This is a genomic window from Cyanobacterium sp. T60_A2020_053, assembly GCA_015272165.1.
Lineage (GTDB): Bacteria > Cyanobacteriota > Cyanobacteriia > Cyanobacteriales > Cyanobacteriaceae > Cyanobacterium.
This window is the reverse complement of sequence record JACYMF010000116.1, coordinates 1-12,946: the sequence shown is the minus strand read 5'-3', so window position 1 is coordinate 12,946 and position 12,946 is coordinate 1. Positions and strand designations below refer to the sequence as shown.

The 12,946-nt window shown below is 39.5% G+C and carries 12 protein-coding genes; 8 read left to right on the top strand and 4 right to left on the bottom strand.

What is annotated here, in order from left to right:
* Positions 1 to 76: 76 nt before the first annotated feature.
* A complete protein-coding gene (gene trpC / locus IGQ45_15650) occupies positions 77 to 970 on the bottom strand; it encodes an indole-3-glycerol phosphate synthase TrpC (protein MBF2058602.1) in 894 nt (297 codons plus the stop codon).
* Positions 971 to 1,170: 200 nt separating this feature from the next.
* On the opposite strand from trpC, the gene IGQ45_15645 reads away from it, so the two are divergent.
* Positions 1,171 to 2,421, top strand: a complete 1,251-nt coding sequence (locus IGQ45_15645) for an insulinase family protein (protein MBF2058601.1) — start codon at positions 1,171 to 1,173, stop codon at positions 2,419 to 2,421.
* A gap of 397 nt (positions 2,422 to 2,818) precedes the next feature.
* Here the strand turns inward: IGQ45_15645 and IGQ45_15640 are convergent, their stop codons facing one another.
* The gene (locus IGQ45_15640; GenBank protein ID MBF2058600.1) at positions 2,819 to 4,300 is read right to left on the bottom strand and encodes an NADH-quinone oxidoreductase subunit M; all 1,482 of its coding nucleotides are present in this window, start codon (positions 4,298 to 4,300) and stop codon (positions 2,819 to 2,821) included.
* A gap of 310 nt (positions 4,301 to 4,610) precedes the next feature.
* On the opposite strand from IGQ45_15640, the gene rpsN reads away from it, so the two are divergent.
* Positions 4,611 to 4,913, top strand: coding sequence for a 30S ribosomal protein S14 (gene rpsN / locus IGQ45_15635; protein MBF2058599.1), 303 nt, complete (start codon positions 4,611 to 4,613; stop codon positions 4,911 to 4,913).
* A gap of 40 nt (positions 4,914 to 4,953) precedes the next feature.
* On the opposite strand, the gene lipA is transcribed toward rpsN, so the two are convergent.
* Entirely contained in the window at positions 4,954 to 5,826 is an 873-nt protein-coding gene (lipA, locus tag IGQ45_15630) for a lipoyl synthase (protein MBF2058598.1), read from the bottom strand.
* Between the two features lie 105 nt (positions 5,827 to 5,931).
* Here lipA and IGQ45_15625 point away from each other — a divergent pair, with 105 nt between their 5' ends.
* The 3 genes from IGQ45_15625 (at position 5,932) to glpK (ending at position 8,464) form a co-directional block, all read left to right on the top strand.
* Positions 5,932 to 6,486 carry a response regulator gene (locus IGQ45_15625; GenBank protein MBF2058597.1) on the top strand — a complete coding sequence of 185 codons (555 nt, stop codon included), beginning with the start codon at positions 5,932 to 5,934 and terminating at the stop codon, positions 6,484 to 6,486.
* Positions 6,487 to 6,508: 22 nt separating this feature from the next.
* Positions 6,509 to 6,703 carry a hypothetical protein gene (locus IGQ45_15620; GenBank protein ID MBF2058596.1) on the top strand — a complete coding sequence of 65 codons (195 nt, stop codon included), beginning with the start codon at positions 6,509 to 6,511 and terminating at the stop codon, positions 6,701 to 6,703.
* Positions 6,704 to 6,958: 255 nt separating this feature from the next.
* Positions 6,959 to 8,464: a glycerol kinase GlpK gene (gene glpK / locus IGQ45_15615; GenBank protein ID MBF2058595.1), complete on the top strand. Its 1,506-nt coding sequence runs from the start codon at positions 6,959 to 6,961 to the stop codon at positions 8,462 to 8,464.
* Positions 8,465 to 8,527: 63 nt separating this feature from the next.
* Here the strand turns inward: glpK and IGQ45_15610 are convergent, their stop codons facing one another.
* Complete coding sequence (locus IGQ45_15610; protein ID MBF2058594.1) at positions 8,528 to 10,465, bottom strand: PBP1A family penicillin-binding protein; 1,938 nt, start codon at positions 10,463 to 10,465, stop codon at positions 8,528 to 8,530.
* A 437-nt stretch (positions 10,466 to 10,902) separates the two neighbouring features.
* Here IGQ45_15610 and ndhC point away from each other — a divergent pair, with 437 nt between their 5' ends.
* From ndhC to IGQ45_15595, 3 genes are all read left to right on the top strand, one after another.
* Positions 10,903 to 11,265 carry a photosynthetic/respiratory NAD(P)H-quinone oxidoreductase subunit C gene (ndhC, locus tag IGQ45_15605; protein MBF2058593.1) on the top strand — a complete coding sequence of 121 codons (363 nt, stop codon included), beginning with the start codon at positions 10,903 to 10,905 and terminating at the stop codon, positions 11,263 to 11,265.
* A gap of 178 nt (positions 11,266 to 11,443) precedes the next feature.
* Positions 11,444 to 12,184 (top strand): photosynthetic/respiratory NAD(P)H-quinone oxidoreductase subunit K, encoded by a 741-nt coding sequence (ndhK, locus tag IGQ45_15600; protein ID MBF2058592.1) that lies wholly within the window; start codon positions 11,444 to 11,446, stop codon positions 12,182 to 12,184.
* A gap of 4 nt (positions 12,185 to 12,188) precedes the next feature.
* The gene (locus IGQ45_15595) at positions 12,189 to 12,722 is read left to right on the top strand and encodes an NAD(P)H-quinone oxidoreductase subunit J (GenBank protein ID MBF2058591.1); all 534 of its coding nucleotides are present in this window, start codon (positions 12,189 to 12,191) and stop codon (positions 12,720 to 12,722) included.
* Positions 12,723 to 12,946: the final 224 nt, after the last annotated feature.

Below are 12,946 nucleotides of genomic sequence, written 5' to 3'. Positions count from 1 at the left end.
AATTACACGGCTAATGGTATCCCGTTCAATGAATTGAACTAAGTGGGGCAAAGGTTTTAACCAATAATCATTATGCTCAAGTGTTTGATTTATAAAGATTTTGCACAGCGCCCGTAATATCATCTTGTTTAACTAATGATTCTCCGATCAAAACGGCATCAGCGCCCGCCACACGGACAAAATCAAGATCGGCGGAGGAATGTAAACCAGATTCACTAACCATGGTGATATTCTTTTGTTTAATAATGTCTTTTCTCTGGGCTAAAATTGCTTTGGTGGTGTCTAAAGTGACGGAAAAATCAGCTAAGTTACGATTATTAATACCGATTAATTGCACACCGTCAAGGCTTAAAACTCGGTCTAACTCTTCTAGGGTATGAACTTCAATTAATGCCGTCATGCCTAAGCCGTGAATGATTTTGAGAAAATAATTTAAGTCACTATCTTTCAAAATAGCGGTAATCAATAGCACCGCATCAGCGCCCTTCAACCTAGCTAAATAAATTTGGTAGGGATAAATGATAAATTCTTTGCACAATAGGGGTAAATCGACCGCTTGACGCACGATGGCGAGGTTTTCCCAACTACCCTGAAAGAATTTTCGGTCTGTTAAAACTGATAAACAGTTAGCGCCTCCTTTTTCGTAGGCTTGGGCGATGGTAGCTGGATCAAAATCTGCACGAATAACCCCTTTGCTAGGGGAGGCTTTTTTCACTTCGGCGATTAAGGCTGGTTGACGGGCGCTATTTTGTAAGGCGTGAAGAAAGTTTTTGGGAGTAGTAGTAAGTTGGTTAATTTGTACTCTTAAATCTGACAACGGAGTGCGCTCACGCATTATGGCTATTTCACGCTCTTTATACCAAACGATTTCTTCTAGGATATGACGAGGGGCGCTATCGGGGATTTTTATTTCATAACTGAGATTTTCAATGGCGATGGAGGGCGCTGGTTGTTGACGGCGAATTTTCATGGTAATTTTACTAATAGGCTCTCACTTTAGTTTACTGTTAAAAGGGCAAAGGTTTTAAAGGGCAAAGTTAAAAGGGTGAATGAATTATGAATTATGAATTATGAATTATGAATTATGAATTTTTGTTTTCCCGTCACTCATTACTTATTACTCATTACTTCTTACTTTTTACTTAAAACTAACTAACGCTAAACAAATTAATGGTCAAATTAGCAGAAAAACACATACAACAAACCACCCTTAGCAACGGCATTACTTTAATTGTTATCCCCAACCCCACCACAGAAATTATTGCCGGGCGCATTTTTTGCCGTCATGCTGGAAGTCTTTGGGAATCACCTTCTCAAGCTGGGATATTTAATCTTCTCGCCAGTGTCATGGCTAAAGGCACAAAAAAGCGCACTTCCCTAGACATAGCGGAAATAATTGAGTCGAAGGGCGCTGGTTTAAGTGTTAATACTTCTACTGATTATTTTGTCGTCAGTGTCAAAACCGTTACCGATGATTTTGCTGATATTCTCAGTTTAGCCGGGGAAATACTACGTTATCCTTCCTTTCCTTCCTCAGAAGTCAACCTCGAAAAAAAGATTACCATACAAAATATTCTCTCACAACAAGAGCAACCCCTCAACGTTGCCTTTAATCAACTGAAGGAAATGTTATACAGCGCCCACCATCCCTACGGTTATTCCCTCCTCGGCACAACGGAAACCGTTAATAATTTAACTGTAGATGATTTAAAACTCTGTCATCAACAATATATTAGACCAGATCATCTTGTCATTAGTTTAGCTGGTAATATTGATTTAGAAAGGGCTACTATTTTGGTTAACGAAGTATTTGGCGATTGGGCAAAACCGAGGGAAAATCCAGCGCCCTTCACCGTAACTATTCCCACTCCACAGGCAAAATATCAACAAATCAATCAATCTAACCAACAAACCATGATGATGTTAGGGTATTTAGCGCCCGAAATGAGTAACGCCCATTATCCTACCTTAAAATTATTAAGCACCTATCTAGGGAATGGTTTATCCAGTCGATTGTTTGTGGAATTGCGTGAAAAACGGGGATTAGCCTACGATGTGTCGGCATTTTATCCCACTCGCATCGCTACTTCTCAATTTGTCTTGTATATGGGGAGTGCGCCGGAAAACTTAGAAATAGGCTTAACGGGTTTAAAAAATGAGGTGCAACGGTTGAGAGAAATTCCCTTAATCCCAGAAGAATTGCAAAATAGTAAAAATAAACTACTGGGGCAGTACGCGCTGGGTAAGCAAACCAATGGAGAATTAGCCCAAACTCTCGGCTGGTATCAAACCGTTGGTTTGGGTATCGAATATGACCAAAATTTCCCCGAAGCTATTAAAAATGTCACCAGTGACGACATCCAACAGGTAGCCTGTGAATATCTTAATGATAGTCGTCTCTGTGTTTCTATTGTTAGTTAGGAGGGCGCTGGGTTTTAAGTAAAAAGTAACCAGTATTTTGGTGAGGAGAGGTGTCAGGTTTCGGGTGTCAGGTTTTAGGTGAAATGCCTATAAATCAAAGATTTTGCCATAATAATCATTTTCCATAAATTGCTATTTTATATCAATTATTTTTGATTTCCACACTAGTGGGTAAATTGCGAAGACATAATCTATTTGTAACTAATTATCCGAACTTGATATAATATCAAGTCCGCTTGATCAGCCGAAGGCTGCCGCTGCGCGATCACTTATAAATCAATTAAAAACAATCTTAGTTCAATTTATTGAACGAGATACCATTAGCCGTGTAATTCATTACACGGTGGGTAAATTGCGAAGACATAATCTATTTGTAACTAATTATCCGAGCTTCATATTATCCATTGTCAATTATCAATTGTCTTTCTTGTGACACCATGACAGTGGCTTGAGTTTTACTCCATTTCAACATCCAGTTAGGTTGTAAACCTAACATTATAATTAATAATGCCAAAAAAATGGCAGGTAGCCTTTCACTCCATAACACTCTCGGTAAATTACTTAACTCCATAGTCAAGCGCCCGAAAAATACCTTGTTAACCATCAAAAGGAAGTAAACAGCCGTTAAACCGGTTCCCACTAAACAAAGTAAAGTAGCAATAGGGAAAACGGGAAAACTGCCCCGAAAAACGAGAAATTCAGCAATAAAACCTACCATACCGGGAATACCTGAACTAGCCATCACTGCTAAAATCATTAAACTACCGGTGATAGGAAGTCCTTTTTGGGGATTTAATAAACCCTGAAGATAGCTTACATCACGACTGCCAGTTTTTTGGTAAACAATACCCACGAGGATAAACAGTAAAGCCGAAATTAAACCATGACTAATCATCTGTAAAATACAAGCCTGTAAACTCAATTCCGTAGCTGCCGCTGCACCAAGTAAGATATAAGCCATGTGTGCAATAGACGAGTAGGCAACCACTTTTTTCATATCTTGTTGGGCAATAGCGCACGATGCCCCATACAAAGCGCTAACGGCTGCTAATATCGCTAAATAAGGCGCTAATACCATCCAACCATCTCGAAATAAACCTACCCCAAATCTTAACAAGCCATAAGTGCCTAATTTTAATAACACTCCAGCTAATAAAACTGAAACAGGTGTACTAGCTTCAACGTGGGCATCAGGTAGCCAAGTATGGAAAGGAAAAATAGGAATTTTGATGAATAAGCCAATCAACAGAGGGATTAGTAAAAGAATTTGGGTAGCAACGGGTAAAGTATTAGCGGTGAGGGGCGCTAAAGCAAAACTAGACTCACCACTTAACCACACCAAACCGAGAAAAGATACGAGAACAAAAAAACCAGAAGCCACCGTGTAGAGTAAAAATTTCATGGCAGCATAACCTCTTTTAGCGCCCCCCCACACAGCAATTAAAAAGTATAAAGGAACTACTTCTATTTCGTAAAATAAGAAAAATAATAGTAAATTTTGAGCAAGAAAAGCGCCCGTCACCCCAGCACTCAAAATCAAAATTAAACTATAATAAAATCTAGTTCTTGGTAAGTCTTTTCGAGTGATATAAACAGCAATAAAAGTAAGCAAACTATTGAGACAAATAAGAGGAAAAGATAACCCATCAATGCCTAAATCATAGCTTAAACCTAACCAGCTTAACCAACTCAGGTGTTCATTTAGTTGAACATCAAATATATTTGTACGAAACTTAAAAGCAATAATTACATTAATAATTATTGTGCCTAATGAGAAAAATAGAGCTAAACTACGAGAATTATTACTATTTGTTTTTTGAGGTAAAAATGCTATGAGCAAACTTCCTAAAACGGCAAACCAAATCAATAAACTAAGCATAAAATAAATTAAGTAAATTAGAAAAAAATATTAAACCTTAACTATAACAGTCTTAAACATTGTGGTCAAACAAATAAAGACTCATGGAGATAACTTTTAACAGACATTGATTCTTTCTTCAAAATAGCTACAACTCCTTTCTTATCATCGAACGTGACGAAAAAACTAAATATCTCCAAACAGAAAACTTTGCGTCTTTGCGTCTTTGCGTGAGACATTAAAAGAACAAAAAAAACTGACATATTAGCCATGAGAGATAAAAATTGGTTATGATATAATTTGCTGTGTTTATACTAAAAAATAATTTTAAATGGCTAAAAAATCAATGATTGCACGAGAGGCTAAACGTGCAAAATTAATCGCAAAATATGCCGACAAAAGAGCAGAATTGAAAGAACAGTTTCGCCTAGCCGAAGACCCCCTAGAAAAACTACAACTTCAGCGCGAACTACAAAAATTACCCCTCAATAGCTCTCCCGTGCGCCAACGTAACCGTTGTTGGGTAACAGGCAGACCTAGAGGTTATTATCGTGACTTTGGTTTATCTCGTAATGTACTTAGAGAATGGGCTCATAAAGGTTTATTACCCGGTGTGGTTAAATCTAGTTGGTAGCTTTCACCCCAACCCCTCTCCCAGTGGGTGAGGGGCTTTTTTATATTCCCGCATGGTAAGAACTGCGCACGAGAGGCGCACTCCGCACATGATTAAAACCTAAGTTTTCGGCAATTTCCCCTAATTCGGTAAATTCTTCAGGAGTCCAATATTTTTCCACAGGTAAGTGGGCGAGGGAAGGGCGCATATATTGCCCTAAAGTAAGGCGATCACAATTTACCGCCCTTAAATCCTGTAGAGTTTTAATAATTTCCTCTTTGGTTTCCCCTAAACCGAGCATTAAACCAGACTTAGTGGGAATTTTGGGGTTAAATTCTTTAACTAATTCTAGTACCCTTAACGAGCGCCCATAGCGCCCTCCCCGACGCACGGGATTTTGTAAACGTTCTACGGTTTCGAGGTTATGGTTATAACAAGCAGGATTAGCTTTAACAACCGTTGCTACCCGTTGGGCTTGTTTGGCTTCATCGTTACCGAAATCAGGGGTTAAAACTTCCATTTTTGTTTGAGGATTAAGACGGCGCACTTCACCCATTACCGTCACAAACCAACCAGCGCCCCCATCCCCTAAATCATCACGGGCAACGGAAGTTAACACCACATAGGTTAAACCTAGTAATTTAACAGCTTCTGCCACCTTCTGCGGTTCTTCTGGGTCGAGGGGCATGGGCGCATGACCTTTATCCACTTGACAAAATGCGCAACTTCTGGTGCAAGTGGGACCCATTAACAAAAATGTTGCTGTACCCTGACTATAACACTCCCCACGATTAGGACAGCGCCCTTCCTCGCAAATAGTATGGATTTGTCTTTCTTTGACGATTTTTTGTACCTGTGAAATTTCCGATGCTTTGCCGATGGGCGCTTTTAACCAACTGGGGAGGAGGGCGCTGGGCATTACCCTTGATGTCATAAAACTAAAAAAAATTATTTCTTATTTCTAGAATAACTAATTTGCCTATAGAATTGATACAGTTTTACAATACTGGTTAGTAATAAAAAAAGGAGCAGAAATTTCGTGGCAAACCATAAAATTTTAGTGATTGACGATAGTATGGTGATCAGACGTACTGTGAAAGAAATGTTACCAAAAGGTAAATTCGATGTAGTAGAAGCCAAAGACGGCGCGCAAGGCATGGAATTAATTAAAACCAGTAACCCTCATATCATTATGTTGGATTTCTTTTTGCCGAAAATGAGCGGTTGGGAAGTTTATCAAGAAATTCAGAGTAATCCGAAATTGAAAGCCATTCCTTTACTTCTCATGTCAGGTAGAAAAGATGAAGTAACCGATAAAATACCTGAACCTTTTGAGTTTTTCGCCTTTCTCGAAAAACCCTTCGATCCAAAACAGTTAGTACAAGGCATTCGAGATGCCATGGAAAGATCGAAGAAACTAGCTAAACTTGTGCAAGAAGAGTCAGACTCTCAACCAATGGCAAAAGTTACTTCTGCTGGTGGTGAAGATGTGGCAAAACTCACCGCCAGAGTTGCCCATTTAGAAGGGGAAGTGAATAAAATGAAAAAACAAATTAATCAGTTGGTTACTTTTATCAAGAAAAAATTACAATAAATTTCACGGCAATTATCTTGTTATGGTCAATAACAATCTTTTTTTTATCGCTAAAGTTTTCCTAATTTCTGCCGTTGTATCTTTTTTTATTAAATATGTTTTAAGTAATTTTAATTTACTTAATCAAACTGATCTAGCTTTACCCATTGTGTTAACTCCCACTGTAATTTTTTTCGTAGTTTTAATGACGAAAAAGATTAGGGAAATTAAGGGGTGATCAAGTAAAAAGTAATAAGTAAAAAGTAAGAAGTTTTTATCACTGGTAATTTTGCATTGTCCAAAATATAGCAGTCCTAAATCATTCATAAAAAATCAATCCCTGTTGCCTTTTACCCGTTGCCTCTTGCCTTTTTTACTAACTTAATTGCCACGACTCATTTAGCATTGGTACATAACGTTATATTTTGTTAATAATGTTGCTTAACAAACAAGGGATTTAGTAGGATCGCCATAGTTTGTATTAATAAACACAATGACAAAATATATTTTAGCCATAGATCAAGGCACAACCAGTTCAAGGGCGATTTTATTCCAAAAAAACGGTCATATTTTCGCCAGCGCCCACCAAGAGTTTAGCCAATATTATCCTAATCCGGGGGAAGTGGAACACGATGCCCTCGAAATTTGGCAATCTGTATTAACAGTGGTGACAGAAGTATGTCAAAAAGGGAAAATCAGTTTAAATCAAATCGAAGGCATTGGTATTACCAACCAAAGAGAAACCACCGTAGTATGGCACAGAGACACGGGTAAGCCGATCTATAATGCTATTGTGTGGCAAGATCGGCGCACGTCATCGGTAATTGATGATCTAAAAGGTCGCAATTTACAAAAAGAAGTCAAAAGTCGCTCTGGTTTACTATTGGATGCTTACTTTTCTGCCAGTAAAGTACAATGGATTTTGGACATGGTGGAGGGCGCTAGGGAGTTAGCAAGTCAAGGAAAATTAGCCTTCGGCACCATTGATAGTTGGTTGATTTGGAACTTGACAGGGGGAAAAACCCACGTTACCGATGTTAGTAATGCTTCTCGGACTTTGCTTTTGAATGTTAATAAGGTGAAGTGGGATGTTTTACTGGCGGAATTATTTGATATACCCATGTCAATTTTGCCTCAGTTATGCGATTCGAGCGGTATTATTGCTTATACTGATGGGGATATTTTTGGGGCAGAAATTCCCATCGCTGGGGTGGCAGGAGACCAACAGGCTGCAACTTTCGGTCATACGGGTTTTCACCCCGGTATCGCTAAAAATACCTATGGTACAGGATGTTTTTTGATCTCCCCCACGGGCAAAAATTTAGTACCTTCTGAAAAAAGTTTATTATCAACTATTTGTTGGAGTTTGCATGGTGAAATTACCTACGGTTTAGAGGGTAGTATTTTGTCGGCGGGCGCTGCTATTACTTGGTTAAGGGATGGTTTAGGGATTATCGACAAAGCTAGTGATATTAGTAGCCTTGCTGAGTCTGTGGCTGATACGGGGGATGTTTATTTTGTTCCTGCTTTAGCTGGTTTGGGTTCGCCCTATTGGGATCAATATGCTAGAGGTGCTATTGTGGGTATTAGTCGCGCCACGACAAAAGCTCATATAGCGCGCGCCACCCTAGAAGGTATTGCTTTTCAGGTATGTGACGTAGTGCGTAGTTTAGAGCAGGATTCGGGGCAATCCTTACAGTTATTGAAAGTGGATGGGGGCGCTACTCAAAGTAACTTTTTGTTGCAATTCCAAGCGGATTTATTGGGGATTCCTGTGGAAAGACCAACGGAAATTGAATTAACCGCACGCGGTGTGGCTTATTTTGCTGGTTTAGGCACCGGTTTTTGGCGTGATTTAGATGAAATTCAGCAGTTGGAAACCAAAAGCACTATTTTTGAACCAAAAATTAAGGATAGTCAACGTAAATTATTATACGAGCGTTGGTTAGACGCTGTCGGGCGCTGTGGTGATTGGGCTTCTCGCTCTTTTTCTCTTTAAATGTTAGGGTGGGGAAGTGGATTTAGAAATAGTGCCTTATCTAGGGTCTGCCTTACTCACTCATTATTTTTTTTCATCAGGTTCAGGGCGCGGAAACTGAGAAGCGGCGGGGAATTGTAACACAGGTTCATTAGCTAAAGCCATACGCATAAAATCACGCCAGATGGGTGCCGCATGAGTTCCTCCCGTCACACCTCGCCCTAACGTTTTACTAAAATCATCATTACCTACCCACACAGCAACGGATAATTGTGGTACATAACCCACAAACCAGACATCTTTTTCACCACTGGTTGTACCAGTTTTACCCGCCGCAGGTCTGCCAATATTAGCATTGGTAGCTGTACCATTACGGATGACATTCTGCATTACAGTAGTTAAAGTAGCTGTTGCCCACTCATCCAAAACTAATTGTGGTTTAGGGGTATTGTCAATGAGAACATTCCCAAAACGATCTTTAACTTGTAGTATCATTGTAGTCTCAGATTGCCAACCATTACTGGCAAAAGTCGCATACATTCCAGCCATTTCCATGGGGGTAACACCAATAGGACCAAGGGGAAGAGATACAACGGGTTGTAAAGGGCTTTCTATCCCAAGGGTTTTTGCCACTTTAATAACATTATCTAAACCTACTTCTTGACCTAAAACAACGGCTGGAATATTAAGAGATAAACGTAAAGCGTCATTGATGCTGACACTCCCACCTCCTAGACTACCGCCGTAGTTTTGGGGGCGATAAAGACCTGAACCATCTCGATAACCCTTAGAGAAATTAGCTATACTGCTGGATGGGGTATATTTTCCTGAGGCAAAGGCAGTATAAAAAACTAAAGGTTTGAACGCTGAGCCGGGTTGGCGCCGTGACTGTAACGCTCGGTTAAATTGGCTTTCTTCATAGTCCACACCCCCGACGATGGCTTTGAGAAAGTGAGTACGAGGATCAATGGCTACCAGTGCCACTTGATCGGCATTTGTTCCCCTTCCCAACAGGTTGCGATGGGCTTTTTGTACCGCTTCCTGCGCCCTCAACTGCATTTGATAATCAATGGTAGTTTGCACATTGATTCCTCCTCTGAGCAGTAAATCAGAGCCAAAACGTTCATTTAAATCTCGTCTGACGGCATCGGTAATAAAAGGTAATTTGCTTTGTTGCCATGCTTGGGGTTTGCCGATCAGTAAAGGTTCTTTTTTAGCTTCTTCCGCTTCTTGAGGGGTAATCCAGCCTATTTCTGTCATACGGTTAAGCACCAGCGCCTGTCGCTGTTTAGCTAAAGGGTAATCATTGAAAGGGCTGAAAACTTCGGGCGCTTGGATAATTCCTGCCATCATGGCAGATTCAGCGAGATTTAATTCTGAAGCAGATTTATTAAAGTAACTACGAGCGGCAGTTTCTGCACCATAATTATTATGACCCCAATAGATGTTATTGAGGTACATATCGAATATTTCGTTTTTCTCAAATGCTTGTTCTAAACGCATTGCCAACACGGCTTCTGCTAACTTACGAGAAAAACTACGCTCGGGAGTAAGAAGCAGATTTTTGACTAATTGCATGGTGAGGGTTGAAGCGCCTTCCCTCACATCTCCACTACGGTAGTTAACCACCAGCGCCCGTGCCACACTATAAGGATTAACCCCGTTATGAGTATAAAAATTACTGTCTTCGATAGCTAAAACTGCCCGTTTCAATTCAGGAGAAATATCCTCAAAATTAACTAAAATGCGGTTTTCCTCTGAGTGAAAGCCGGTTAATAGAGTGCCTTTAATATCATAAACGTAGCTAGTTTGTGCCGGAACATGATTTTTTAGCACTCTCACATCAGGTAGATTACGAAAACTGATTGCCAACCCAACCAAACCACCTGCTACTACTGAAGTGGTGAAAAGACTTAAACCCAAAAAGGTTCCCCCTGCCACTTTGGTGACACCCCAGAGAAAATCAAGAGGTTTATTTTGTTTCGGTGATTTGGTTATTACTTTCACAGTAGTTGATGACACGTTTTTTTACTAATTATGATTCGTTAATTTGTGTTCAGTCTTGATCCCCGTCGGGAAATTTCACTTAAATATATTTTATCAGGGAAAAATTGATAATGGGCAAAGGGCAAAGGGCAAAGGGCAATGGGCAATGGATAATTTACGTACCAATGATGAGTATTAAGCTAGTTTGCATTTAAGTTTACTGGTGGAGGTAGGCAACAGGCAACAGGCAACAGGCAATGGGTAAGCGTTTCAGTTATTTTTAAGACTTAGTATAAACGGTAAGTTAAATGCGTCTTAGCTTAAAACTTCATAATTCATAACTCATAATTCATAACTCATAATTCATAACTCATAATTCATAACTCAAATGATTGCGCCCGATTTTAACACAAACAACATATAATATACCAAGATGAAATTTAATCATAAATTGACACAATTTAACTTAACTCATGTTTGTTCTTAATGGTTACGAATACTTTTTAGGTTTTTTATTGGTTAGTAGTCTTGTACCAATTTTAGCACTAACAGCATCAAAATTATTACGTCCTGCTACCGGTGGTCCAGAAAGACGCACTACCTATGAATCAGGGATGGAACCCATTGGGGGGGCTTGGATCCAGTTTAATATCCGTTATTATATGTTTGCCCTCGTTTTTGTGGTGTTTGATGTGGAAACTGTTTTCCTCTATCCTTGGGCGGTGGCTTTTAATACTCTCGGTTTACTCGCTTTCGTTGAAGCGTTAATTTTTATTGCCATTTTGGTCGTAGCCTTAGTTTACGCATGGCGCAAGGGCGCTTTGGAATGGTCATAAGTTTGATTATCGAAGTCAACATTTATTTGTTTTGGTAGGGGAGAAAGGGAAGCACGGGAGAAGGGGAGAAAGGGAGAAAGGGAGGAAATTCTATTAAATGTATTTCGTCAATTCCTCACGAAGAAAACTCTTGAGGTTAAAATAAAAGAGAAAGTAAAGCAATTTAACTAAAATTATTATGAGCAATAGTAACCCTGATTTAGTTACCCTCGAAAATAACGCTAAAGAGAAACTTCTTAATCCCATCGCTAGAAGTCAGGTAACACAGGATTTATCCGAAAATATTATCTTAACCACTGTGGATGATCTTCACAACTGGGCTAGGTTGTCTAGTCTTTGGCCTATGCTTTATGGTACGGCTTGTTGTTTCATCGAATTTGCGGCGCTGATTGGCTCTCGTTTTGATTTTGATCGTTTTGGTCTCGTACCTCGTTCTAGCCCCCGTCAGGCTGATTTAATCATCACTGCTGGAACTGTCACCATGAAGATGGCGCCCGCCTTGGTACGTTTATATGAGGAAATGCCCGAACCAAAATACGTTATTGCCATGGGTGCTTGTACTATTACCGGCGGTATGTTTAGCAGTGATTCAACTACGGCGGTGCGCGGTGTGGATAAGTTAATCCCTGTGGATGTTTATATTCCGGGTTGTCCTCCTCGTCCTGAAGCGATTTTCGATGCTATTATTAAGTTGAGAAAAAAAGTTGCTAATGAGTCTATACAAGAAAGGGCAACGGTACAAAGTCAAACTAACCGCTACTATAGCACCACCCATAATCTCAAAGTAGTTGATCCTATTTTGGATGGCAAATATTTGCGTAGTGAATCCCGTTACACTCCCCCGGCTGAGTTGGCGGGCGCTATGGGTATGCCTGTTAATCCAGTTTTAGAAACTGCTACCGTAAAAGAGGAGGTTTAAAAGAATGACTGAGGAAAATCAAGCAAATCAAACGGAAAACCAAGAAGCTACCGAGATTGTCCAAGCTGGAGAAACTTCGCAATGGTTAACAACTAATGGTTTTGAGAATCAATCTTTGGAAAAGGATCATTCTGGTATAGAGTTAATTGAGGTTCAACCTGAGTATCTTTTACCTATTGCCACGGCTTTATATGCTTACGGTTTTAATTGTTTGCAATGTCAAGGCGCTTTTGATTTGGGCGCTGGAAAGCAGTTAGTTAGTTTTTATCATTTAATCAAAATTGATGATAATGTTACTCAACCTCAAGAGGTAAGAATTAAGGTGTTTTTAGACCGTGAAAACCCTAAAGTACCTTCGGTTTATTGGATTTGGAAGGGCGCTGATTGGCAAGAAAGAGAAAGTTATGATATGTATGGCATCATTTATGAGGGTCATCCTAATCTCAAACGTATTTTAATGAATGAAGATTGGGTAGGTTGGCCTTTGCGTAAGGATTATATTTCCCCTGATTTTTACGAGTTACAGGATGCTTACTAAAATTTTTGCTATTAGATTATAGTTTTATCCCCTCTCACTTTGAGAGGGTTTTATTTTGAAGCCTTTTTCTGTCTAATTTCGATTTTGATAGGTAGTAATAATTCTTGAAAAAATAGTTAATTGAGTTTATTTTAGGACTTAATAAATTTAAGTTTATAAACCCACCTTCCGCACTTCATCTGGTAATAAATTATAGTACACAAAGAAAACACCCTATTGGTAAT